Source organism: Crocinitomicaceae bacterium, assembly GCA_016708105.1.
Lineage (GTDB): Bacteria > Bacteroidota > Bacteroidia > Flavobacteriales_D > Crocinitomicaceae > JADJGJ01.
Genome location: JADJGJ010000002.1, coordinates 1,034,830 through 1,059,547, shown reverse-complemented (window position 1 = coordinate 1,059,547; position 24,718 = coordinate 1,034,830). Strand labels below are relative to the sequence as shown.

General features: G+C 37.1%; 21 protein-coding genes. 12 read left to right on the top strand and 9 right to left on the bottom strand.

The genetic code is table 11. The features are described 5' to 3' along the window. Window positions 1–108: 108 nt before the first annotated feature. Window positions 109–1,695 carry a S8 family peptidase gene (locus IPH66_15655; protein MBK7130777.1) on the bottom strand — a complete coding sequence of 529 codons (1,587 nt, stop codon included), beginning with the start codon at window positions 1,693–1,695 and terminating at the stop codon, window positions 109–111. 152 nt (window positions 1,696–1,847) lie between these two features. Here IPH66_15655 and IPH66_15650 point away from each other — a divergent pair, with 152 nt between their 5' ends. The 4 genes from IPH66_15650 to IPH66_15635 all read left to right on the top strand — a co-directional run bounded on the left by IPH66_15650 (window position 1,848) and on the right by IPH66_15635 (window position 7,499). Beyond that, entirely contained in the window at window positions 1,848–4,421 is a 2,574-nt protein-coding gene (locus IPH66_15650) for a S8 family peptidase (protein ID MBK7130776.1), read from the top strand. A gap of 104 nt (window positions 4,422–4,525) precedes the next feature. Continuing rightward, the gene (locus IPH66_15645; protein ID MBK7130775.1) at window positions 4,526–5,035 is read left to right on the top strand and encodes a DUF5606 domain-containing protein; all 510 of its coding nucleotides are present in this window, start codon (window positions 4,526–4,528) and stop codon (window positions 5,033–5,035) included. Window positions 5,036–5,118: 83 nt separating this feature from the next. Continuing rightward, a complete protein-coding gene (locus IPH66_15640; GenBank protein ID MBK7130774.1) occupies window positions 5,119–6,825 on the top strand; it encodes a M3 family oligoendopeptidase in 1,707 nt (568 codons plus the stop codon). A gap of 8 nt (window positions 6,826–6,833) precedes the next feature. After that, entirely contained in the window at window positions 6,834–7,499 is a 666-nt protein-coding gene (locus IPH66_15635) for a hypothetical protein (GenBank protein ID MBK7130773.1), read from the top strand. A gap of 236 nt (window positions 7,500–7,735) precedes the next feature. Here the strand turns inward: IPH66_15635 and IPH66_15630 are convergent, their stop codons facing one another. Genes IPH66_15630 through IPH66_15620 form a run of 3 tightly spaced genes read right to left on the bottom strand, consistent with a single transcriptional unit; the run spans window position 7,736 to window position 10,974 of the window. After that, window positions 7,736–10,228, bottom strand: a complete 2,493-nt coding sequence (locus IPH66_15630; GenBank protein ID MBK7130772.1) for a cation-translocating P-type ATPase — start codon at window positions 10,226–10,228, stop codon at window positions 7,736–7,738. 5 nt (window positions 10,229–10,233) lie between these two features. Beyond that, window positions 10,234–10,626, bottom strand: coding sequence for a VOC family protein (locus IPH66_15625; GenBank protein MBK7130771.1), 393 nt, complete (start codon window positions 10,624–10,626; stop codon window positions 10,234–10,236). Between the two features lie 18 nt (window positions 10,627–10,644). Further along, window positions 10,645–10,974 carry a DHCW motif cupin fold protein gene (locus tag IPH66_15620; protein ID MBK7130770.1) on the bottom strand — a complete coding sequence of 110 codons (330 nt, stop codon included), beginning with the start codon at window positions 10,972–10,974 and terminating at the stop codon, window positions 10,645–10,647. Window positions 10,975–11,177: 203 nt separating this feature from the next. Here IPH66_15620 and IPH66_15615 point away from each other — a divergent pair, with 203 nt between their 5' ends. The 3 genes from IPH66_15615 (at window position 11,178) to IPH66_15605 (ending at window position 13,373) form a co-directional block, all read left to right on the top strand. Further along, a complete protein-coding gene (locus IPH66_15615; GenBank protein MBK7130769.1) occupies window positions 11,178–11,954 on the top strand; it encodes a sulfite exporter TauE/SafE family protein in 777 nt (258 codons plus the stop codon). Window positions 11,955–11,956: 2 nt separating this feature from the next. Next, window positions 11,957–12,517: a 5-formyltetrahydrofolate cyclo-ligase gene (locus IPH66_15610; protein MBK7130768.1), complete on the top strand. Its 561-nt coding sequence runs from the start codon at window positions 11,957–11,959 to the stop codon at window positions 12,515–12,517. Between the two features lie 139 nt (window positions 12,518–12,656). Continuing rightward, window positions 12,657–13,373 (top strand): DUF547 domain-containing protein, encoded by a 717-nt coding sequence (locus tag IPH66_15605; protein MBK7130767.1) that lies wholly within the window; start codon window positions 12,657–12,659, stop codon window positions 13,371–13,373. A gap of 47 nt (window positions 13,374–13,420) precedes the next feature. Here IPH66_15605 and IPH66_15600 read toward each other — a convergent pair whose 3' ends face one another. The 4 genes from IPH66_15600 to IPH66_15585 all read right to left on the bottom strand — a co-directional run bounded on the left by IPH66_15600 (window position 13,421) and on the right by IPH66_15585 (window position 18,489). Beyond that, window positions 13,421–15,688: a hypothetical protein gene (locus IPH66_15600; protein MBK7130766.1), complete on the bottom strand. Its 2,268-nt coding sequence runs from the start codon at window positions 15,686–15,688 to the stop codon at window positions 13,421–13,423. A 207-nt stretch (window positions 15,689–15,895) separates the two neighbouring features. Further along, window positions 15,896–16,453: a molybdenum cofactor guanylyltransferase gene (locus IPH66_15595; GenBank protein MBK7130765.1), complete on the bottom strand. Its 558-nt coding sequence runs from the start codon at window positions 16,451–16,453 to the stop codon at window positions 15,896–15,898. A 6-nt stretch (window positions 16,454–16,459) separates the two neighbouring features. Beyond that, window positions 16,460–17,635: a molybdopterin molybdotransferase MoeA gene (locus tag IPH66_15590; GenBank protein MBK7130764.1), complete on the bottom strand. Its 1,176-nt coding sequence runs from the start codon at window positions 17,633–17,635 to the stop codon at window positions 16,460–16,462. A gap of 218 nt (window positions 17,636–17,853) precedes the next feature. Next, a complete protein-coding gene (locus tag IPH66_15585) occupies window positions 17,854–18,489 on the bottom strand; it encodes a hypothetical protein (protein MBK7130763.1) in 636 nt (211 codons plus the stop codon). Between the two features lie 228 nt (window positions 18,490–18,717). Between IPH66_15585 and IPH66_15580 the strand changes: the two genes are divergently transcribed. The 3 genes from IPH66_15580 (at window position 18,718) to IPH66_15570 (ending at window position 22,740) form a co-directional block, all read left to right on the top strand. Then, window positions 18,718–20,493, top strand: coding sequence for a chloride channel protein (locus IPH66_15580; protein MBK7130762.1), 1,776 nt, complete (start codon window positions 18,718–18,720; stop codon window positions 20,491–20,493). Between the two features lie 109 nt (window positions 20,494–20,602). Further along, window positions 20,603–21,511, top strand: a complete 909-nt coding sequence (locus tag IPH66_15575; GenBank protein MBK7130761.1) for an SPFH domain-containing protein — start codon at window positions 20,603–20,605, stop codon at window positions 21,509–21,511. A gap of 35 nt (window positions 21,512–21,546) precedes the next feature. Beyond that, entirely contained in the window at window positions 21,547–22,740 is a 1,194-nt protein-coding gene (locus IPH66_15570; protein MBK7130760.1) for an endonuclease/exonuclease/phosphatase family protein, read from the top strand. A gap of 66 nt (window positions 22,741–22,806) precedes the next feature. On the opposite strand, the gene IPH66_15565 is transcribed toward IPH66_15570, so the two are convergent. After that, the gene (locus IPH66_15565) at window positions 22,807–23,232 is read right to left on the bottom strand and encodes a hypothetical protein (protein ID MBK7130759.1); all 426 of its coding nucleotides are present in this window, start codon (window positions 23,230–23,232) and stop codon (window positions 22,807–22,809) included. A gap of 113 nt (window positions 23,233–23,345) precedes the next feature. Here IPH66_15565 and lpcA point away from each other — a divergent pair, with 113 nt between their 5' ends. Then, window positions 23,346–23,924 (top strand): D-sedoheptulose 7-phosphate isomerase, encoded by a 579-nt coding sequence (gene lpcA, locus IPH66_15560; protein ID MBK7130758.1) that lies wholly within the window; start codon window positions 23,346–23,348, stop codon window positions 23,922–23,924. A gap of 479 nt (window positions 23,925–24,403) precedes the next feature. Next, complete coding sequence (locus tag IPH66_15555; protein ID MBK7130757.1) at window positions 24,404–24,592, top strand: ORF6N domain-containing protein; 189 nt, start codon at window positions 24,404–24,406, stop codon at window positions 24,590–24,592. Window positions 24,593–24,718: the final 126 nt, after the last annotated feature.

Below are 24,718 nucleotides of genomic sequence, written 5' to 3'. Positions count from 1 at the left end.
TCTGTTTAATTTATTTGTCGTGGGCGTTGCGGTTATTCAGTAGGATAATCAAAAAAAATGCCATTCAACAGGAAGGCTGAATGGCATCTGAACGAAAGTTAATTCATTTTATTTCTTTGCTGACCATTCTTCGGCCATCAAAACAGCATTGTATGTATTGGCAATTTTGCCGGTTATGCAAAGCGCACCAAAAGGTATTTCTTGCGTATCGCCGGGAAGAGGAGTAATCTTTGTGCTCACATCTTGCCCTGATTGTAATATGATATCTTTAATTTCAAACATGGTAAGTTTTGGGAAATACGATTTCAATAAAGCTGCAAGCCCTGTGACCATTGGCGCTGCCATTGAAGTACCTTGTGATTCTTCATACTCACTTTGCGGCACGGTAGACCAAATTTCAAGACCAGGAGCGTAAATATCAACCATTTTGTCACTGTAGTTTGAGAACGATGCAGCAAGCGCTTTTTTGTAGCGAGTAGATGCTCCTACTTCAATCCAGTTACTAAAGCGCTCACTCATTGAAGGATATTGAGGAGTTGGATAATTATCTTCTTCTCCAATATCTTTACCATCATTACCTGCAGCATGTACAAGCAATACTCCTTTTTCTTCAGCGTATCTGATGGCAGAAATCACTTCTTCTTGGTGTGGTGAAAATGATTTACCAAAACTCATATTCACAACCTGAGCACCGTTATCAACAGCATAACGAATAGCCAAGGCAATGTCTTTATCACGCTCATCTCCATCAGGCACGGCGCGAATTGACATAATTAATACATTGTCTGCTACACCGTCATTTCCAATTCCATTACCACGGTTGGCACAAATAATTCCTGAACAATGTGTACCATGCATTGCATCTGGTCCTTCAACATCACCATTTCCATAAAATTTATCTTCAAAATTGTTAGGATCATCACCCACAATTTTACGCGCATCATAATCAATATTGTAGTGGTATTCCAATTGTGAATTATAATGATCTACATATTCTTTCAGATCTTCAACGGTTATGTGGTTTTGCTCGAGTATCAAAAGAAATTCTGCATCTTGCCCCAGCTCAGGATCTTTTTTCAATTTTTTAAGATCAGATGAGGTGTAAGATCCTCCCAATTCTTTTTTAATTTTTGTTTCAGCTTCACTTCCTCTGTCATATAAATCTTGCAGAAATTCAACTTGCTCAGTTGCATCTTTTCTTTCTGTTTCTACTTTTTCACGCACCGTTTTGTATTCTTCGTAATCTTTCTTTTCATCTTCTGAAAGATCAGGATAACTTTTGTTTGCAAATCTTTTTTCATATTCTGAATACAAACGAGTCATCTCTAATTGCTCATGCGCCAAGTTCTCTCCATCCGGATTTCCAAGGAAGTTCCATCCATGCACATCATCAATGTATCCGTTATTATCATCATCAATTTTATTACCTGCAATTTCATCTGTATTAGTCCAGATTTTGCCTTGTAAATCTTCATGCTCAATATCAACACCTGAGTCAATTACAGCAACAATCACGGTAGTAGATGTTTTGCCAACCAGCAATTTTTTATAAGCCAAATCAGTGTTCATGCCAAATTTGGCACCGTTATACCAATTGACAATTTTAGGATTGACATCCTGTCCAAGAAGGGTATTTGTAAAAAAGAAAAAACCCGCAAGTAGTAGTGTACAAATTCGTTTCATCTCAATATTCATCGTCGTTCATTTTTTTATAAATGTAAAAGTATAAATTCTTTTTAATTGAAGATATCCAATTCCTGTAAAAGGTAGCTACACGGTATGAAGGAGCAAAAATTGATGTAAATTTGTATAAACCAATCTGCGTTTGAATACGTTATTGAGTGAGAATGAACAAGAAAATCTTTTTCATATTGAGTTTAACCTTGCTGGTCAATTTTTTCACAAATGCCCAACAAGATGGCGTTTCAGGAGGTATTTGGTACAATCATTACAGCACCAAAAATCCTGAAAAAGAAACTGATTTTGCCCTGCAGGGAGATTTAACAGCTATATTAAAATCAGATGATGTACATTATAAATACTCTGTATCAGGCTGGCACTTTATTCGTTGTACGCCACAAACCTTGCATAGATTGACGTTCAGCGGGGCAGTTGAGAAAATTTATTTTCAACCTTCTTATCCTGCACATCTCAATGATACCATGCGGTTGACACAGAATATTGACTCAGTTCAACAGGGATATAGTCCGCTGCAAAAAGGCTATACCGGTAAAGGGGTTATTGTAGGTTATGTAGATTCAGGGCTAGACTATACACATGATGACTTTAAAAATGCTGATGGCTCAACGCGCGTACTTTATTATTGGGATCAATCATTACCCTACGATGCTTTGTTAACCCCCGGAAAATACGGTTACGGACAAGTATGGGATAGTGCTTCAATCAATAACGGTACTTGTACCTCCATGGATAATAATGCACATGGTACTACCGTGACCGGTGCAGGTTCAGGCAATGGCATGGCAACAGGAGCATTCAAAGGGGCAGCGCCGGAATCAGATATCATTATTATTGAAACTGATTTTAACGCAGCTAATTGGACTATGACAGTTGCAGACGCTATTGATTTTGTATTTTCAATGGCTGATACATTGGGTAAACCGGCTGTTGTAAATACCAGTGTTGGCGATTACCTAGGTTCACATGATGGATTAGATCCTGCATCCCTGGTGATTGATAGTTTACTCAATGCAAAATCAGGTCGCATTGTTGTTGCCGCTGCCGGTAATTCTGGTGCGCAAGGTAAATATCACGTGAATGCATTGGTTGATACAGACACTTCATTCTGTTGGTTTATCGTCAATCCATCTTCTTATTTTGGAACGCCTGCCGTATATTTTGATTTGTGGGCAGATACCGCAAATTTTAATCAGGTGCATTTTGCTTTTGCTGCTGACAATACTTCACCGGCCTTTGATTTCAGAGGACGCACACAATTTTATAATATCTTAGACATCATTGATTCAACTGTCACTGATTCCATCATGAACGGAACCAACAAACTGGCGCCCGTAGAATTTACAACCCAATTAATTAACGGCTTATATCATATTGAACTTCTCATTGATTCACCTGACTCATCAAATTATTTATTCCGATTTGAGACCTATGGTGCGGGTGAATATGATTTGTGGTCAGGCGCATGGATGGGATTGTCAGATATTAAAAATACCGGCATGCCGCTGGTTGGTGATTTTCCTCCGGTGGCTCACTATCATTATCCTGATTCATTGACAACAACCGTAAGTTCATGGACATGCTCAGAGCACGTTGTGACTGTTGGGAATTTTAAAAATCAGGTAGATTATTTAGATGTGAACAATAATTTATATGTTTTGAGCGGTGGTCCGGCCGGACAATTAACGGTTAATTCAAGTAAAGGGCCTAATCGGCTTGGCTATACAAAACCGGACGTAGCTGCAACCGGAGACGGAATTTTAAGTTCATGTCCGCTTTGGTTACAGAGTAGTTTAATTGTTTCTAATCCCTCTATGCTTGGGCAGGGAGGGCAGCACGTGAGAAACGGAGGCACATCCATGGCATCGCCGGTCATTGCAGGCATTGCAGCACTGTATCTTGAAAAATGTCCTGAAGCAACACATCAGCAATTCATAGATGATTTACACACTTACGCCTATGAAGATGGATACACCGGATCAACACCAAACAATGCCTATGGTTATGGAAAAGTAGACGCATTTGCTTTATTAAACCAAACAAATTTTACGGTTACACTTCTTGGTGATTCTGTACTTTGCATTGACCCCGAATTATTTATTACAGCTGAAAATAATTTTGATTCATATCTCTGGTATAACGGAGATCAAAATCCTTTCATCAGTGTTGATTCACCTGATACGGTATCCTTGTCCGTGATAAACAATGAAGGATGTAGAGCATTCACTGATACGGTAATCGTGATTCAGGGAGAGATTCCAACTTTTCCCATCATCAATATTTTGGGCGGAGGTTTGATTACAACCACGGCTGACTCACTAATTTGGTTTCTGAACGGCTCAGCCATTTCAAATTCTAATTCTCAATATTATAATCCTGATACTACAGGTTATTACAGTGTTCAGGTATTCAGTGATGATGGTTGCAGTTTTACATCAGCAGACACTTTTATTGATCTTTCGCAAATACATGAATTAACTGAAAATGAGTTTGTGATTTTTCCTAATCCCTTTACAGAATGGATTTATCTGATCAAAAATGAATATTATGATTTGGAAATTGTAATTGCAGATATCAGTGGTAAAGTTGTACTCACAGGTTTTTCTCCTCTTTCAGATAATTTGTTTGTACCTATAAATACAAGTGAACTTAGCGGTGGCACTTACATTGTAACGCTCTATTATCAGCAGAGTTATCGCACTTTTAAACTAGTGAAGCAATAATTTATTCACAACCTGAATGCTGTGTGAATAATTTGTGTTTTAATACTGTTGTCACATCGGAACTGATCATTAAAAAATAGCTACTTTAGCCCAAATTTTTTTACATGGATTTACAAGGAGTTATTGCCATTAGCGGAAAACCCGGCTTATACAAGGTAGTTGCACAAGGGAAAAACAACATTATTGTTGAATCATTGGATAACGGAAAAAAATTTCCGGCTTTTGCAAGTGATAAAATTTCAGCATTAGATGATATCAGCATCTACACGTATGATGAAGATGTTCCACTGATACAAGTTTACGTTTCGCTTGCAGAAAAAGAAGAGTACAAGAAATCAATTAACCATAAGGAAGAAGCTAAAAAACTTCGTGAATATTTGATCACGTTCTTGCCAAACTATGATGCAGAGCGTGTATATGACACGGATGTAAAAAAACTATTTCAATGGTATAACATCTTGGTTGATAAAGGATTTATTACGGAAGAAAAAGTAAACAATTGGAAAAAACTTCAATCTGAATCAGAAGAGAAAGAAGAGAAAAGTGAAGTTGTAACTGCCGAAACAGAACCTGAAAAAAAACCAAAAAAGAAATCGGCTAAAAAAGAAATCTGAGATAAATAAAATTTGAAAATGCTGTCTGTTGGAGGCAGCATTTTTTTTCTGACTTATTTTAAAACGAAGTGGAATTTCAACCTATGAAAGTAGAACGCAAAAAAAGAATTTTTCTAAAAGATGATCTAGTGATCAATTCATATAATGATGTCAAACCCTATTTTGACGCCTTGCTAGACGAGAAAATAGAAAACGCCGTCGCATTCAGAAACTGGCTTCACAAATCAAGCGAACTGGAAGCCGTATTGGAAGAAGACATGGCATGGCGCTACATTCGCATGACCATTGATACAACAAACCAGGATGCAGCAAAGGCCTATGAAACTTTTGTAAATGAAATTAATCCACCGGTTTCTGCCGCATCAAATCTGCTCAATAAAAAACTCTTTGACTGCCCGTATAAAAATGAATTGAAAGATCAGGCCGATATCATTCTTCTCAAAAAAGTTGAAAGTGCAATTAAAATTTTCAGAGAAGAAAATATTGAATTGTTTTCAAAAACACAAAATCTGGCGCAAGATTATAGCACAACCATTGGTAAACAAACCATCACCTACAATGGGCAAGAACTTACATCACCTCAAGCTGCACGATTTTTGAAAGACCCTGACCGCACCGTGCGTAAAGAAGTTTTTGACTTATTGTTTGAACGCAAAAATCAAGACAATGAAATATTAGAAGACATTTTTGATCAGTTAGTCAAAATCAGACATGAAATAGCCTTGAATGCCGGATTTAAAAATTTCAGAGATTATAAATTTGAAGAGATGAATCGCTTTGACTATTCAGTGCAGGATTGTTTAGATTTTCATCAATCAGTAGAAAAATTTATTGTGCCTGTTTACAAAAATATTCAGGAAGAGAAACTGAAAAAATTTGGATTTGAAAAATTTAAACCCTGGGACCTCAGCGCTGACCCTGATGGAAAAGCCCCGTTGAAACCTTTTACAACCGGTGATGATCTGACAACAAAAACCATTCAGGCATTTTCAAAGATGGACACCTATTTTTCTGATTGTATTGCTACCATGAAAGAAATGGGGCATCTTGATCTGGAATCAAAAAAAGGAAAAGCACCCGGAGGGTATAATTATCCCCTGTATGAAATTGGAATTCCGTTTATTTTTATGAATGCCGCCGGTACTGATCGTGATGTAATAACCATGGTTCACGAGGGAGGTCATGCTATTCATTCATTCCTCACCAAAGATCTTGAACTAACCGCGTATAAAAGTTTTCCAAGTGAAGTTGCAGAACTTGCATCTATGTCAATGGAATTATTGAGTATGAAATATTGGGAAATATTTTATCCGCAGCATGATGATTTAAAACGCGCACGCAAAGAACATCTTGAATCAATACTGAGCGTTTTGCCGTGGATTGCAACCATTGATGCGTTTCAGCACTGGATATATGAAAACCCGAATCATACCCGTGAACAGCGCAAGGAAAAATGGCTAGAAACAAGCAAGCGCTTTGGTACCGGATTAACTGATTGGAGTGGTTATGAATCAGGCAGAGATTATAGCTGGCACAAACAATTGCATTTATTTGAAGTGCCATTTTATTATATTGAATATGGCTTTGCACAATTGGGCGCATTGAGCGTATGGAAAAATTCACTCAGCGATGAACAAAAAGCAATTCAGCAATATAAAGACGGGCTTTCTTTAGGATACACCAAAGGCATCAAAGAAATTTATCAAGCCGCCGGAGTTTCGTTTGATTTCTCAGCTCAGAATATGAAGTCTCTTGCTGAAATTACCTTGAATTATTTAACCAATTTATAGTTATACTTATGAAAAAACAATTTCTTACATCCATTGCCATTCCGTTTATTGCGCTTGCATGCGGTAGTGATGCACCTTCAACAAATCAAACAACAGATACTACGCCTAAAAAAGATTCTGTCACTGTTGAACAAATGAGACTGGTGAGTATCATGCAAGACTCTATACCTATAGAATGTGCATTTGAAGGTGAATTGTTTGATGCCTATTCATGGTACGATAAAAACAATAAAAATTATCTCATTCGTTCGTCAAAAACTGAATCAGTTTCTGATTTCAGTTCTAACGCGTGGATTTATTTATATGTCTATAATGAGCTAAGTGATGGCTCATTTAAAAAACTTAACGAAGTTAGAGATTCTATTGTTGAATGTGAATTTGATATACTTGCTCAACATATTGGACTAAACATAAACTGTATAGATGTGAGTGAAGATGGAATAGCAGAAATAACAGTGGCTTACCGACTAGATTGCTTCAGCGACGTGAGCCCAAGAAATCAAAAACTTTATTTATTTGAAAATGGCAATTCATACAAAATGGAAGGATACTCCTATTTATTTATGGATGATATTGGAGGCAAAATTACAGATAGCAGTGAAATGTTGAATGCACCATCTACAGAATATTTTGAATCTGCAAAACGATACTGGGAAAATGTAATGGCTGAATAGCAAGAAAATTTTTGCGCTAATAACTTTACAATACATCACTCCTCTTACCCGCTGGCGCGAGCATCTTGCTCGTGCCCTACCACAAACGTAAAATTTAAAATTACTTAGCTCCACACAATAAATCACCTTCTACCCATTCATCATTTTTTCCTTCATCCGCTGGCGCGAGCATCTTGCTCGTGCCCTACCACAACGTAAAATTTAAAATTACTTAGCTCCACACAATAAATCACCTTCTACCCATTCATCATTTTTTCCTTCACTTTTCTCCAGCGCATCAGCTTGATAAATTCAAGAATTGAGAGCAGCAATACAGCACCTCCAATGGCAGGAATAAAGTGAAACAATCCGGGATACTCAAAATTAAAAACAGCTAGTAAAGGAGGCAGAGAAATAGATAAAATATTGAAGAGAAGTGCTAAGGTCAAAATGATCATCACCCATTTATTTCTTTCAGCTAAAACAGAAAAAACAGAACGTGATTTAGACAACTTAGTCAGAATTAAAAAAATATTGCCTAACACCAAACTTGAAAAAGCGATAGCCCGAACTTCGCCGTCTGTGTGCCCTTCTTCAATTGACAGAAAATAAACGCCTGCCACTATACCCAGTAACAATAATCCATCTGCCAAACTGGAAACAATTTTTTTCATGCTGAAAAATTTTGCCAACGGATTTCTCGGAGGACGCTTCATGATTTCTTTCTCTTCTTGCTCTGATTCAAAAGCAAGTGAGCAAACCGGATCAATAATCAGCTCAAGAAAAACAATATGAATTGGTAGAAGCAGCAACGGAAGTTCTGAAAAAAATGCAGGAATTAACGTGAGCCCTATAATTGGAATATGGATTGCCAATATGTACGACATGGCTTTTTGCAGATTATCATAAATTCTTCTACCACCGCGAATAGCAGCAACAATAGAACTGAAATTATCATCCAATAATACAAGTGATGATGCTTCACGCGCCACATCAGTTCCTTTTTTTCCCATGGCAATTCCAATATCCGCAGCCTTTAATGCCGGTGCATCATTCACGCCGTCACCTGTCATGGCAACCACTTCATTAGCCTGTTGAAATGCACGAACAATTCTTAGTTTTTGCTCAGGCACAACTCGGGCAAAAACATCAATAGTTTTAATATTATTTTTCAATTCTTCATCACTCCAGGCATTTAATTCTTCTCCGGTAACCACCTTCACCGGACTTTTAAATCCCGCTTGCAACGCAATACTTTTTGCCGTCACCGGATAGTCACCTGTTATCATCACCACTTTTATACCCGCAGTATAACAATCATGCACTGATTCTTTCACACCCGCACGAACCGGGTCTTCAAAAGCCAGTAACCCCAGCCAGGTAAAATCCAAGTCACCTTGGTTTTCCGGTAAAATTTCATTGACTGAATCACCCTGAGCTACTCCAAGAATTCTTTTTCCGTCTGCAGCTAGTGCATTGATTTTATTTCTGATTTCTGTTTCTTGTTCTCCTGAAATTTTACACAAATTCATCACGGCTTCCGGTGATCCTTTGCAGGCAACAATTGTTTGATCATCTTCTGTTTTAAGAACACGTGTTATAGCAAGCAATTCTTTGCTTAGTGGGTACTCCCGAATAAGTATTTGCGCATCTGAAATTTCACCGGGCAATTCAAAAATAGCTTTATCCATTGGGTCAACAGCGGTAGGTTGTGATGCATATTTTGCGATGCGAATAATTTCTTGACTACCTTCATTTTGACCATCAAAATCAGTTGAAGAAATAAGCGTATCATTACTCACAATTGCAACCACCTTCATTTTATTTGCGGTGATGGTGCCTGTTTTATCACTGCATAATACGGTTGCTGATCCCAGTGTTTCAATGGCAGAAGGTTTGCGTGTAAGTACTTTTTGCTTGGACAATCTCCACGCACCCAGTGATAAAAATACCGTAAGAACAACCGGAAATTCCTCGGGCATTATGGCCATGGCAGAAGATAATCCGCTCAAAATAGATTCAAGCAAATTTCCACGCGTAAAATAAAATGCAAGAACAATTCCTACACAAATTAAAACGCCAATCAAAGCAAGTCGACGAATAAATATTTTCATCTCAACTTGCAAACGAGTTTGATCATTCTGCACTGATGCCAGCGAACCTGCAATTTTTCCTAAGTGTGAGTGTAATCCGGTAGCAAGCACGGCTGCAATTCCGGAACCCTTAACAACCATGGTTCCGCTATAAAGTAAATCTGTTTCAGGAATATTTTTTTCAACGGCAATACTTTCACCGGTGAGCATGGATTCATCCATAGTAAGATTCACTGATTCTATCAATTGACAATCTGCAGCAACCCGGTCTCCTTCATGCAAAAGAATGATATCACCGGGAACAAGGTCGCGTCCGGGAATGTTTTTTTTCTCACCGTCACGGATAACTAACACGCGCGGTGTAGCCAATTGTTTCAGCGCCAACAAGGCTTTTTCACTTTTTTGATTTTGAAAAAATGTAATGCCAATTAAAATAACAATCGTGGAAATTAAAATAATGCCCTCGCTGTGATCGCCTAGTAAAATGTATAGTAGTCCGCAAGCAATCAGGAGCATGAACATGGGTTCACGCACAACATCCAGCATGATTTTCCAAAAAGTTGAACCGCCTCGTGCGGGCAATTCATTGTAGCCATGCTTCAGCAGTAATTCATCTGCAGTTTTTTGTGTGAGCCCTTTTATTTCAGGTTGCGTCATTGCGATCAAAGAATTTGTGCCAGTGCAATGATGTGTCCGTCTTGATCTTGAACATAGGCTACCCGATGTCCCCAATCTCTGACAACTGGTTTTGAAATTTCAATAGCACCACATTGCAGCGCATGCGTGAACCATGTGTCAACATCATCAATTGTCAGATAAATTTCACAACGTGGTATTCCATTTCCGTCAACTGGATTTTTTGTGTGCGGTAAAAGAATTTTTGAAATTCCGGCCTCAGGCATGATTCCAATTTTACAAGTTGGGGAAAGCGTAAACTCCGTCATACCCGGCACGTGTAAACTTGGTTTCATTTTTAGTAAATCAGCATAGAAACTTTTACTTTTTTCTTGATCAGCTGCGTAAACAATAAAAAGACAATGATGAATATTTTCCATACGCAATTTGATTTTAATTTAATCTACAATAAATACCACAGCGCCATTTTTTGACTTTGCCTTGTGCGCACGTGCATCATCACCCACAGTGTAAACCATGCCGGCGTGTAATGAATGAATGCTCCCACCTTTATGTTCAATGATGAGTTGTCCTTCCAATACAAAAACCACATGACCTTTTTCACACCACACATCCGCAACATATTCAGGTGTATATTCAACTCGGCGAATAGTAACGTTACCAATGGTTTTCTTTTTAGTAAGTGCCATACCACGCATACCTGCAATTTTTTCAACCGGCACGGTATGCCAATCAAATGAAGCAGGTAAAAATTTATCCAGGGTCATGCCAATGAGATTAAATCTTATGGCAAATGTCGTGAATTTGAGCGAAGTGTTTTACATTTCTGAAGGTAATTGTATTATTAAGCGCTAAATTCACATAAAGTTGATGATACGTAGAAACAGGATTTTTCTATCATTCCATTCTCTATCACCAACCAAAAACATCCCCATTTTTTCGTATCTTCACAGCAGTATAAAAAACCCTGATGGAAATTTTCTTGTTAATACTTATTTCGTTTGCGGCAAGCTGGCTCACCTTTTTTAGTGGATTTGGCTTGGGTACTATTCTGACACCAGTATTTTATTTGTTGTTTCATGATTTGGCTTTGGCTGTTGCCGGAACAGCAATCGTTCATTTTCTTAACAACCTATTTAAATTTTTACTGATGCAAAAAAAGGTTGACTGGAAAATTGCCTTGCCATTTGGTTTGGCTTCTGTTCCGGCTGCATTTTTTGGTGCCTGGTTGCTGGTTCATTTTGAAGATGTCGTGATTGCGCAATACACAATGAATGGTAACTTGTTTTCAATTCACCTCATGAATTTGATTTTTGGTTTATTATTGATCATTTTTGCCGTGATTGAAATAGTACCGCAATTCACCTTGAATCTGAATAAAAAATATTTGTGGTTAGGCGGTTTAATCAGTGGATTTTTTGGAGGCTTATCAGGTCACCAAGGAGCCTTGCGCACTGCTTTTCTCACAAAATACAAATTAGATAAAGAGGTTTTCATAGCTACCGGCATTGTGATTGCATTAGCCGTAGACATTTCACGAACAGCCGAATATTTTGCCAATTTTGACTTAGACATTCTTAAGTCAAACTGGCAAATACTTGCATTTTCATTATTAGCAGCTTTTGGCGGAGCAGTGATTGGAAAATATCTTCTCAAAAAAATAGATTTTAAAATTCTTACCTGGGTAATTGCCGTTTCTATGATGATATTTAGCGTATTATTAGCCTCTGGATTTTTAAATAAATAATCATGCTAAAAAAAGATCTGAGAATAAAATACAAAGAGAAACGCAGCAAGCTCAGTAATGCTGAACAAGATTACATTTCACGTTTAATTGCCGGACATCTTTGCGCCTATTTTGATTTGACCGGAAAAAATATTTCATGTTTTGTTCCTATTATTAGGTTTCAGGAGATTAATACCTGGCTTTTATTAGATACCATCAAAGCAGATTTCTATTTACCTGTGATGTGTGAAAATGAAAAATTAAAACATGTTCGTTACGAAGGAAAAGATAAACTGAAAAAAAATTCGTTTGGTGTTTTAGAACCCCAATCAGGTGCTGAGATAAATTCAGATCAACTTGACATTGTATTGGTTCCAATGCTTGCACTTAACAAACAAGGTTATCGGGTAGGTTATGGAAAAGGATACTATGATAAATTTTTAGTGAACTGCAAGCCAAATTGCCTGTTCATTGGTTTGTATCAGTTTGATGATTTTGAAGAGATTGATGATGTACACAGTGCAGATATTCCCTTGCATTATTGCATTATGCCAAAAGGAATATATACATTTAAACAACAGTAACATTTGAAATAATTTGCGTTACCCAAATGCACTGGTATAATTTTTGCAAAGTTCTGTCAGGTTTTATAGATTTGAGCGACCACAATAATAGCACAAAGTAATTTGATTTATTAAGCCACATATTATTAACTATATTTTTATGAAAGCATTGTTCTCTTTTTTAGTTTTAGTGATTAGCACAAGTTTATTTTCATCAGAAAAACCAGAACATGCTATTTGGGATCGCTATTTGTCAAATTATGTTAGCAGCAGCGGAACAGTCAACTACAAATCAATGAAAGTGAATATGGATTCACTGGATGCATATTTACTTGAGTTGCGTGACCATGCCCCGCAAACAGATTGGTCAAGCAATGAAAAACTAGCTTATTACATTAATGCGTATAATGCGTACACTATAAAATTTGTACTGAGTAAATATCCTGTTGCATCTGTGAAAGATATTTCATTCAGCGGTAAAGATATCTGGAATTTTAAAATGGCAAACTTGGGTGGTACCAATTATACCTTGAATCAAATTGAGAATGACATTCTGAGAAAAATGAATGAACCACGCATACATTTTGCAATCAACTGCGCATCAAAATCATGTCCAAAATTATCAAACCAGGCTTACGATGCAGACAAGATGAATTCACAATTAAGTAGTGCAACCAAAACATTCATAAATGACACTAAACACAATATTCTGGCTGAAAAAAAATTACAACTCAGCGCACTATTTGAATGGTATGCTACCGATTTCAATGTGGATGGTAAAACACTCATTGATTTTTTAAATCTGTATTCAAATATCACCATTCAGGCAGGTGCAAAAATTGAATACCTGGAATATGACTGGAATTTGAATGAATAATTGATTTCAGTCTTGTTTTCAACCTTGGAGTGCAGTTGTTGATTTAACTAATTCAAATATTCAGGCACTGCTGCTTTCACCTTTTTATTTTCAAACCAAACTGATTTCACGCTTAATGCGTTGAGTGCTTTCAGAATTTTAGTTTGTTCTACCGGTTTTTTATACCATTTAATGGCAAGAGATTTTAACTCTTCAATCCAACGGTTAGCAATATATTTTGCGCGGATACCGGTATAAAAATCTGCCTCATTCAAACCGGGATATTTGCCGTGAAACTTCAAATATTTTGCCTGATATGCAGAGAATTTTTCAGTCACAGATTTTTCATTCCACACCGTTACGCTGAGTGAAATTTTATTGGTTTTATCAGCGCGGTACATCACAAAACCGTCATTTTTAAAATTGTATCCGCTACCTCCACTGACAATTGCAACAGAACTTGAATCTCTGAAAAAATCATGATCAACATCTGATGGATTACCAACAATACCACCGGCGCAGGCAAGTATTTCCACCGGAAGATCTTTTTCAAGAATGGCCATAAATATTTCTTGTGTTTGAATTGAATCAGATACAGTCATTTTGGTTGATCCTTCATTGTCATACACCAATTTTTCAAGAGTGCAACGATCTTTCAAATTCACATAAGACAAATTCATGTGAATAAAAGTTTCTTCAATGCGCATTGATAAAACACGTTCTCCAAAAGCAATGTGATACACATGAAACACTTCTTCTCTGCTCTCTCTTGGAAAAATAAAATCTTGTGTAGCATAATTAAACATGGCGCCATCTGAAAAAGTGAAAATATCACCTTCTTGCTCATGTGCCATAAAAATATATCCGAGATTTTTTTGCATTTTATCATACAGGGTCTGATATTTTACAAGTAGAATGTAAGCTTCTTCCATCTCTTTTTTCAATTTTTCAAGCATGGCTTTTTCATTCTCCCATTGGGTATTCAAATGCACTAAGCGATTTTGCTCAATGTTCATTTTCTTTTCTGTTTTTGTGAGTGTATTGGTTGGATGTCCGTTGATCTGATCAGAATTGTCCAGATTTTTATTCTTGATTTTTTTCTTTTTCATTTTGGGTTGTCCAGCGGGTTGATGACGCAATTCATCTAATCTGAATTCGGTTTTCTTAATGAGTAATTCTGTGTTTTTCATTTTTTTCTCATACACATCAATCCAATAGTCATATCCTCTTTTGCCGTATAGTTTTTCATTCAAATCATCAATATAAAAATGCTCAAGTTCCCATAATAATCTCCAATAGGTTGTTCCGGTGCCGTATGAAGAATCAGGTGAAACCAATCTATGATCATTTTTGCCATAAAGAATATAAGATGCTCCGCCTTTCTGAATAGCAATGGTAGTTTGTCTTTCAGGGTGATATCCTTGCACATCAAAATGTAACACAGTTGCTTTATCTGTGCTGGTTCTGAATTCACGCACGCGAATATCTTTAATGCGAATAATTGGTTTTTTCAGCACCTCTTCACCATCTGGTTTCAATTCTTTTTCAACAAATTCTTCTGCTTCAAAAAAGTAAAGATTTCTTTCATCAGGTATAGTATGGTTGTAAGGAGTTTTGAATGAACCTTCCAAATCAGAATAGGATGATCCGTCACCGGCAGCTGAGATGAAGTCAGTACGTATTATATCTTTTGAATAACCTAAATGATGCATTAATTCTCCGGCACGCAGATGTACATATTTTTCTTGTGCTGATGAGATAGCATTGGCAATCAACATTTGATCCATCAAGGTGTATCCGGAATTCACCAAGGAAGCCAACTTATCTGAAATAGTGAGTGAAGGTGAGAGATAACCATAAATTCCTTTTTGCAAAACAAACTCACCGGATGTTAAAGTAGTAAGCGCAGTTTGCGGAATATTTTCCATGATGTATTTTTCAAATACCTTTTGTTTTTCTTTCAGTGGTTTATCTTTTTCATCGGTTGACTGCCTGTAATGAAGTATGCGATCCAATTCCCAGATAGCATAAGCCAATGCTAGATCACTGATTAGACCAACCGGTTTACGTAACATTTCATGCTGATGCAGAATCAATTTTTCAGGATATTTCACCACTTGTTTTTCAACGTATGCATAATCAGGCAAAGTATCATTCACCCACGGAATAGAATCAGTAAATTCAAACAAGTGAAAAAGTTCAGGTTTTAGAATTTCTGTTCGGCGTGTCATATTATAGAAGAAAGCACGCTCTTCACCGGTAAACTCATCCCAAACCCAATGTGCTGATCCGGTAATGGAAATAAAAAGCAGAATAACCGTAGAAATTTTTTTCATAAGGAATGATTTGATATTACGTTGTCACACAGAGGTAAAATTGTTTTGCTGAGAACATCCTGCTAAAATAAAGATTAATCCATGATCTTATACAGGTATATTTTACCCAGTTTTCAACCATCGTATATAAGTAAATTGGCTTGAAAGGTTACTGTTATTGCTGTTCTTAAGGAATGAAAATCACGACAATTCAACGTTTTTTGTATCCTATTTTAAGTCGTCTAATGAATTGATATTTCTAAAATTTTCAGGTGAAAAATCTGCCATATCAACACAGCGTACTTTGAGTTCATCAAATACTGAAACTAATTTTAACTTATGCTGTTCAATATTTTTTTTCAAGACATCCAAACATGATTTTCTATAGACCGCAGTTAATGGATGCAATTTTCCTTGAAATTCTGCCACTGTGATATCATTACCTTGGCATGATTCAACAAGGAATTCAAGCACTCCCTGATGAATAAACGGGATATCACAACTCAGCACCAAATTATATTCATACCCTGAATTCCGCAAACCGGTGTAGATACCAGCCATGGGTCCTAACTCATGATAATCATCTTTAAAAACAGGATAACCAAATTGGCTATACGCATCATCATTAGCAACCAAGAGTATGTGATCAGAAATTTTTTGCGCCTGTTCAAGCACATGACTTATCATAGGTTTGTTGTCAAGATTCATCAAACCTTTGTCTTGCCCCATGCGAGACGATTTGCCGCCTGCGAGTAAAATGACTCCTACCTGATGAAAAACCGCCATAACTTTTTAACGAATCAATAGAACATCCACAGTAGAATTTTCTGGAAAATTTTCTTGATCTGCCGGAAGATAAATCATCGCATCAGCCTGAGCAAAAGAATTTAGCATAGCCGAACTTTGCGAATCAGAAATTGTGACTATATCTCCAGAAATTGTACTCTTAAGAAAATGCGCAAGCCCGGGTTTTTTAGCAAATGATTTGTTCAACTTCAGTTTCACTTTTTGCAATCCGGGCTGACTGATGCCGCTGAACTTTTGCAAAGCCGGCAAGGCGTAAACATAAAAACACGTCAATGCTGACGCAGGATTACCGGGTAATGCAAATACTAACTTATTTTCCTTTCTGCCAAAGAAAACCGGTTTGCCGGGTTTCTGTTTTACTTTATAAAAAATTTCTTGCACTCCCTGTTGAGTCAACGCTTCTTTTACATAATCATAATCACCCACTGAAATTCCGCCTGAGATTAAAATGAAATCATGTTCTGCCAATAAATTCTCAATGGCTTGCGATGTGCTTGCCAAATCATCTTTAACTTTCACCATGGTGGGTTTCTCAAAACCATAATTCATCAATGCCCCCATCAACATCACGGAATTACTCTCATAAATTTGTCCATGTTTCAGCGGAGTACCGGGCTTCACCAATTCACTGCCTGTAGTAAGAATAGCAACAGCAGGTTTGCGGTGCACTACTACTTCTGTCAGACCCAATGTGGTGAGAAAACCAAGTGCCGCCGGATTGATTACAGTACCTTTTTTTAAAGCAACTTCGTTATGTGAAATTTGTTCTCCGCGAGGTCTGATATTCTGTGCAATTTGAATTTCTTTCATCAAAGAAATTTTATTTTCTTTTCGTTCAACAATTTCTTGTTGTACCACCACGTTTGCACTATCAGGCACAGCGGCTCCGGTAAAAATACGCACCGCTTCACCCGGTTTTAAATCAAAAAGTTCAGATGATCCTGCTGCAATTTCACCAATAACCTCAAATGATTTCAGGTCTGCTTGAAAATTCAATGCGTAACCATCCATAGCTGATTGTCTGAAGGGCGGCATATCAATAGGTGAAAAAACATCTGAAAATAAAATATAATTCAAGGCATCTTCCAACTTTTTATTTTCTGCCGGGCCTTGATTCGTGTTCTGATCAATTAATTTAATTGCTTCTTCTACGGTTACCATGATACAAAGATAAACTTAATTGGTGTGATGTGGTCCTCACTCCTCTTTCCTCTCTCCGCAAGAGAGAGGAAGTAGCGTTAGTTCCCACTTTTGCAAAACCCTTGAGCTGCGGCTTTCCCCCTCTGGAGGGGGATTAAGGAGGAGGAAATACAGTAACGTTAGTGCGCACTTTTTGGAAACAATGACGTTTTTTTTCAGTGCTAATTTAGGTCCAACACCTACTTTCTTCCTGTGGCTGATCTACCTTGAGAGCGTTTTATTTCCTGAGCTTTTGCCATTTGTGCAGCGCGGATTTTTTTAGGATCTTCAGGCAAAGTGTACGGAATTCCTCTCTTCTTTTTATACCATGGTGCCTCATATTGCGCTTGAGAAAGTGCAATGCCGAATAGGATATACGCACCATTAAAAATCACAGCCATCACTTTATCAGATGTTTTATGCTGACCAAAAGAGTCACATATTTCGGTGAAAATAATCATGGTAAAAATAATCATGGGCAAAGCGGCAATACCAATTATAATAAGTGGTATCATCACCTCTTTCCATTGAGTTGGCCCGGGCATGGCAACAAGAGTTTCTTGATCAATCACCGGAAAAAGTCCGTTTAATTCAATACGCCAAATGAGAATAACTGCCAGAATGATTATACCGGGTACCATAATAATCCAGCTTTGCCATTTGGGACGCCCGACAACATCAACAAAAATCATCACGTTCCATACGGGTACTAAAGCTGCAGCCCATGGTTCGCCCGCCTTAGCATACAAGGCAGCCTGTGATACAAGTCCAATAAAAAGAATAATCACCAGCGCAATTAATATGCCCGGCGATAGATGCAATATATAATCAAGCATAGGGTTTGATTTTAGTTTTTTGTAATTTAAGCATTCAGGATGACAATTGCAAACATTCATTTCTTATCCCGCATGAAATGTTATTTCTCAGAGCGGCACATTTCGCAAAATCTTGCCTAAATGAAATTTTTACTGCTGAACATTTTTGTACTTTGGTAGCCAATTAATCTTTTCAAATACAACACAGCACAAATTACTACTTAAAAAAATAATGTCTGCACGCGTAAAATGAGAATCATCAATTCATATGAAAAATTGATCACCTACCTGAGTCGCAAACTCACGAATAAGCAGTTCATTATTTTTTCAAGTATTCTCGTTGGTTTATCTGCCGGACTTGCTGCTGTAATATTAAAAACGCTGGTTCACTATATTCATTTGGCAATAACCTATGATTATGATTTGCCATATCAATATTACATCTATTTATTATTGCCCATGGCAGGCATCGTGATTACAGTTTGGATCACAACAGTTTTTTTTAAAGGTGTGCTGGGCGCCGGTACATCCAATATTCATAAAGCAATTTTTAAAAAGTCAGCCCATCTTCCTAAACAGATGATGTATTCTCACGTAGTGACTAGTGCAGTTACCGTTGCACTCGGCGGTTCAGCGGGTTTAGAATCTCCAATTGTCACAACAGGTTCAGCCATTGGTTCTAATTATTCACGCACGTATAATTTAGGTTATAAAGACAGAGTTTTATTGCTTGCATGTGGTGCCGCCGCCGGTATTGCAGGGGCATTCAACGCACCAATTGCCGGAGTTTTATTTGCGCTTGAAGTTTTACTTGTTGACGCAACAATCTCCGCTTTCATTCCACTAATGATTGCGGCTGCTGTTGGTACGCTATGTTCTAAAATTATTCTGCAAGAAGATATTTTATTATCATTCAAATTGCAAGAATATTTCCATTATGAAAAAGTGCATTATTATGTTTTGTTAGGAGTTCTGGCCGGTTTGGTTTCTGTGTATTACGCAAGAATGTTTACAAAAATTGAACGCTTTTTTGCCAGAAGCAAATTAACGAAATACAAAAAAGCATTGATTGGAGGTTTTGTTTTGGCCATGCTCATTTTACTTTTTCCAAGTCTTTTTGGTGAAGGATATTCTAGTATTTCATCCCTTGCTGATCAACAACCTGAAGCCTTGCTCAGTAATGGACTATTCTCTTTTTTATCAGACAATGAATGGTTTGTTCTTTTGTTTATTGGAATTATTATGCTACTCAAAGTTGTTGCAACATCCATTACCATCAACAGTGGAGGCAATGGCGGAAACTTTGCTCCTTCACTTTTTGTGGGTGCCTATTTGGGATTTTTTTTCGCGAAAGCAATTAACTTACTTGGCTTTACCCGCTTATCTGAAAGCAACTTTACAGCTGTTGCCATGGCAGGTATATTGGCAGGTGTTTTCTATGCACCGCTCACAGGTATCTTTCTCATTGCAGAAATTACCGGTGGCTATGAACTGATTATTCCTTTGATGCTTGTGTCAGCTACTAGTTTTATGATTGCAAAATATTTTGAACCGCTTTCAATGGATGCTAAAAAACTAGCTGTTCATGAAGACTTGCATTTGCATGACCGTGATAAAACTATTCTTTCAGCCATCAGTTTTAAAGAACTTATTGAAACAGATTTTATTGTGGTAAAGCCAGGAGCATCGCTTGGCGAACTTGTAGAAATTCTTGCTCAATCTTCACGCAATATATTTCCGGTTATTGATGATGAAGGTAAACTCACCGGGGTAATATTATTAGACAATATTCGTGAAATCATGTTTAAAACTGAATTGTATGATTCACTCAAAGCACGTGAACTCATGCGTACCCCGCCGGCTATTGCTGATTTCAATGATAGCATGTACGAAGTAATGAAAAAGTTTGATGAAACAGAATCCTGGAATTTACCGGTTCTTAAAAATGACCAATTTATCGGTTTTATTTCTAAATCAAAATTGCTGACAAAATACCGCAGACAACTGATTATTAACAGTCAGTAAATAGTTGCTTGATTTTTTATTATCCGTTCTGCAGATATTCTTTTCAAGAAAAAAACTAACTTCACCTTCTAATTTTAAACTGCCCTTTATGAACAATCTAGATCAACAAATGATCATATTCATTGCTGTTGGAGGAGTATTATTCCTTCTGCTTTTAATTAAATCAATTATTCTCGTAAATGAAAAAACTGTTTTTGTCATACAGCGTTTGGGAAAATTCAAACGCATGGCTCATGCAGGATTTGGAATGATAATTCCGTTCATTGATAAAAAAGCAGGTGTAATTAATTTGCGCGTTCAGCAGTTAGATGTTGATGTTGAAACCAAAACAAGAGATGATGTTTTTGTGCACTTGAGAGTATCAGTACAATTTCAAGTTATGAATGATAAAATGTGGGAAGCGCATTATTCATTAGATAATGCAAGACATCAGATTGCATCCTACATTTTTGATGATGTGCGTGCTGAAGTTCCTAAAATGGAATTAGATGATGTATTTGCTAAAAAAGAAGATATAGCAACTGCTGTTCGTCAAAACTTGGCAGATTCTATGGATGACTACGGATATCTCATTGTGAAAGCATTGATCACAGATATTGATCCGGATGCCAAGGTAAAAGATTCAATGAATAAGATCAACGCCGCTAAACGTGATAAAGAAGCCACCATGGAAGAATCTGAAGGTGCTAAAATTCGCGTGGTAAAGGCTGCTGAAGCTGATGCCGAGTCAAAAAGATTATCAGGTCAAGGTATCGCAGCGCAACGCCGTGAAATTATCAGAGGTTTTAAAGAGTCTGTTGAAGATTTTCAAAAATCACTCAAAGGTGTTTCACATGAAGAAATTATGCACTTCGTTTTATTGACCCAATATTTTGATACGCTCAATCATATTGGATCCAATGGAAAAAACACTTCCATATTAATTCCTCATTCACCAAGTGCCATGAAAGATTTCCAAGATCAAATCATTCAAGGAACATTGATTGGTACCAAATTGACTGAACAAACAGAGGATTAACCTGTGGTGATATAGTAATTTGTTGATGTGGTGATGTGGTGATGCGATTAATCGCATCACCACTGTCACCAACAAATCACCACTGTCACCAACAAATCACCACTGTCACTACCAAATCACCACTGTCACCACCAAATCACCAAGTTTACCTACCTAAGGACAAAGGATTTTACAAAAGAAATAAAATGATGGATAATCAAACCATATCCAAATTCACATTCTTGTTTGTTGTTTTATTAGCAAACCAGATTTCATTTTCTCAAAATCCGCAGGAAGATAAAAGCGGAATCCGGATCATGTTTTATAACGTGGAGAATTTGTTTCATCCGTCGAATGATTCACTGAAAAATGATGATGAATTTACCCCTGAGGGAACCCGCTATTGGTCATACCAACGATATCAAGATAAATTAAATAAAACAGCAAAAACCATTATTGCCCTTGGAGGTTGGGAACCGCCGGCTGTTGTAGGCTTGTGTGAGGTTGAAAATATCCAATGTCTGAAAGATCTCATCTATAATTCTCCGCTTGAAAAATTTGGATATGAAATTGTGCATCAGGAATCAAAAGATAACCGAGGAATTGATGTGGCTTTATTATATCGTCCTGAATTTTTTCAGTTTATTTCTTTTCATTCGTACGAATTAATTTTTCCGGCTGATCACAGTCCTACCCGAGACATTTTATATGTCAAAGGTATGGTAGGAGAAGACACCTTGCATCTTTTTGTGAATCACTGGCCGTCAAGGTATGGTGGGCAAATGGCAACCGAGCCTAAAAGACAATTTGCAGCACAAACTCTCAGGCAAAAATATGATTCGCTTATGGCCATCAATCCCAATGCTAATATTTTAGCAATGGGAGATTTCAATGATCATCCTGATGATGTCAGCATGTTTGAAATTCTGCGCGCAAAAAAAGACACGAGTGAAATGCAGGCCGGTGATCTTTTAAATCTTATCTGGCAATATGAACACGTAAAAGGCACGCACAACTATCAACACGAGTGGGGAATTTTAGATCAATTCATTGCATCACCTGCTTTATTTTCAGGTGCAGTTAAATTATTATCACCCATAGAGCGCGCCCAAATTTTTGATGCAGAATATCTGTTAGAACCTGAAAAAGACGGCATAGGACAAACCACTAATCGCACCTATATTGGTTTTGATTACCATGGCGGATTTGCTGATCATTTGCCAATTTATCTAGACATTATTTTCAAGTGATGGAAAAAAAAATCCGCCATCTCAACAAGACAGCGGATTTCAATTTCAATTTTTATTTTCTTTCAATTATTCACTTGGTGGACCACCAACTGTTTTATATGATTTCTTTTTTGGTTTTATTTTATCAACGAAAATGATGTAAAAATGTTCTCCATCTTTTGTGATAATTTCTTCTGAAATTCCGTTCACAATGCCGGGCGCGGCTTTTGCTTTATTGGTAAACTTGTCAGATTCCATGAGATCATAGGTTCCATCTTCAAACATAAACCAGATAGAAACAATTTTACCGTATTCTACTCTCGCTTTACCCTGCACGCAATAAGATTCTCCGTCTTCAACAAATGCGATATAGACATTGCGATGTACTTCATCGCCAATTGCGTATGATCCTCGCTCATCAAACGCCGTTTTCCATTCAGTATAGCACCCGGTCTGCGCAAAGCTTCCGCCAATCATCAGGGTGAAAAAACTAAGTAAAATTATTCTTCTCATAGGTTAAAATGGTTTTGCACTCAATTATACAATCCTTCAAATATAACTAAGATTCACAAATGAATAAAATGCTTGTTTACATTTTTAGTACATTTGATGAAATCTACACGTACATGAGCACTAAACAAATTGCGGACCATTTTCTGGAAGCCCAGTCATTATTAGGGCAGTTCATTGCTGACCCTGCTAATTTTGAGAAGATTAAAAAGGCCGGGGATGCCATGATTGCTTCAATTAAAAACGGAGGCAAGGTAATTTCATGCGGAAATGGTGGATCTATGAGTGATGCCATGCACTTTGCTGAAGAGATGACGGGTAGATTCAGGGAAAATCGTGGCCCTATTCCGGCTGTTGCTATTTCTGATCCGGCGCACATTACCTGCATTTCAAATGATTATGGGTATGATTATATTTTTTCAAGATTTGTTGAAAGCATTGGTCGGCCGGGTGATGTTTTACTTGCCATTTCAACCAGCGGAAATTCTCAAAACGTGATCAATGCCGTAACTGCCGCCAAAGCAAATAAAATGTTTGTTGTTGCCCTCACCGGAAAATCAGGCGGAAAAATGGCATCCATGGTTGACCTTGAAATCAGAACTCCTATGAGTCAATGGGCTGACCGGGTACAAGAAATTCACATTAAAATTATTCACTCGCTGATTCATTATATTGAGACGAATATTCACGGGTAGATTTTTTTCTCTTGACAAACATTTATTCTTTTTATTACCTTAGTGCCAGAATTAATCTTTCTGAATTAATTTCTCTGTGATTCTTTCTGAATCATAAAACGATCCGCTTTACTCAAGACGATTTTATTAAATAACTGAATGGATTTTGAGATCCCTGAAGTGTTTGCATTTCGATTGAATTCTGCAATATCTATAATCTTGAAGTCGCAAATTGCGATATCAGGTTTGAGCTCCAATTGCAGGTTAAATTTGCGCTTTAGTCAATCAGAAAAATTTGAAATCACAAAATGTGACCACGAATTCATGCTGGAGAAATTTCATTTTTTCTATACAAATAATAATCATTCTGGAGTAAGATTCAAAAATTGGAGGTGCCAAATCGGCGCCTCCAATTCAGCTATTCAATACACGTAAAAACCAGTCATATAAAGCAACGCAGAGGTGGTCGCAAATTGCGACCACCTAAAAATCATAAAATCATGTCAAAATTAAAAAATGAAATAAACGAAGAAATTGTACTTCGGAAAATTTATCAGCTAAGAGGCAAAAACATAATGATTGATGCTGATTTAGCGGAACTTTATAGTGTATCCACCACCAAATTAAACGAACAGGTAAAAAGAAATATGCAAAGATTTCCGGTAGATTTTATGTTTCAGTGGCACTAGCACAAAAGGTAGTAAAATTATTAATCTAAAGATAAATCTAAATTACGCTGTCAAATTCTCCTTCTACATAAATTAGACTTTATTTGGAATCTTCATTTTTTTTATTATATTTGTTACTCACAGCAA

Bases quoted from the DNA above. Each gene is read 5' to 3' on its own strand.
- IPH66_15620 (MBK7130770.1), bottom strand. From the start codon at position 10,974: ATGACCCTGGATAAATTTTTACCTGCTTCATTTGATTGGCATACCGTG.
- IPH66_15590 (MBK7130764.1), bottom strand. From the start codon at position 17,635: ATGGTAACCGTAGAAGAAGCAATTAAATTAATTGATCAGAACACGAAT.
- IPH66_15605 (MBK7130767.1), top strand. From the start codon at position 12,657: ATGAAAGCATTGTTCTCTTTTTTAGTTTTAGTGATTAGCACAAGTTTA.
- IPH66_15555 (MBK7130757.1), top strand. From the start codon at position 24,404: ATGTCAAAATTAAAAAATGAAATAAACGAAGAAATTGTACTTCGGAAA.
- IPH66_15610 (MBK7130768.1), top strand. From the start codon at position 11,957: ATGCTAAAAAAAGATCTGAGAATAAAATACAAAGAGAAACGCAGCAAG.
- IPH66_15645 (MBK7130775.1), top strand. From the start codon at position 4,526: ATGGATTTACAAGGAGTTATTGCCATTAGCGGAAAACCCGGCTTATAC.
- IPH66_15630 (MBK7130772.1), bottom strand. From the start codon at position 10,228: ATGACGCAACCTGAAATAAAAGGGCTCACACAAAAAACTGCAGATGAA.
- IPH66_15580 (MBK7130762.1), top strand. From the start codon at position 18,718: ATGAGAATCATCAATTCATATGAAAAATTGATCACCTACCTGAGTCGC.
- IPH66_15655 (MBK7130777.1), bottom strand. From the start codon at position 1,695: ATGAATATTGAGATGAAACGAATTTGTACACTACTACTTGCGGGTTTT.
- lpcA (MBK7130758.1), top strand. From the start codon at position 23,346: ATGAGCACTAAACAAATTGCGGACCATTTTCTGGAAGCCCAGTCATTA.
- IPH66_15575 (MBK7130761.1), top strand. From the start codon at position 20,603: ATGATCATATTCATTGCTGTTGGAGGAGTATTATTCCTTCTGCTTTTA.
- IPH66_15640 (MBK7130774.1), top strand. From the start codon at position 5,119: ATGAAAGTAGAACGCAAAAAAAGAATTTTTCTAAAAGATGATCTAGTG.
- IPH66_15595 (MBK7130765.1), bottom strand. From the start codon at position 16,453: ATGGCGGTTTTTCATCAGGTAGGAGTCATTTTACTCGCAGGCGGCAAA.
- IPH66_15635 (MBK7130773.1), top strand. From the start codon at position 6,834: ATGAAAAAACAATTTCTTACATCCATTGCCATTCCGTTTATTGCGCTT.
- IPH66_15615 (MBK7130769.1), top strand. From the start codon at position 11,178: ATGGAAATTTTCTTGTTAATACTTATTTCGTTTGCGGCAAGCTGGCTC.
- IPH66_15600 (MBK7130766.1), bottom strand. From the start codon at position 15,688: ATGAAAAAAATTTCTACGGTTATTCTGCTTTTTATTTCCATTACCGGA.
- IPH66_15565 (MBK7130759.1), bottom strand. From the start codon at position 23,232: ATGAGAAGAATAATTTTACTTAGTTTTTTCACCCTGATGATTGGCGGA.
- IPH66_15650 (MBK7130776.1), top strand. From the start codon at position 1,848: ATGAACAAGAAAATCTTTTTCATATTGAGTTTAACCTTGCTGGTCAAT.
- IPH66_15625 (MBK7130771.1), bottom strand. From the start codon at position 10,626: ATGGAAAATATTCATCATTGTCTTTTTATTGTTTACGCAGCTGATCAA.
- IPH66_15585 (MBK7130763.1), bottom strand. From the start codon at position 18,489: ATGCTTGATTATATATTGCATCTATCGCCGGGCATATTAATTGCGCTG.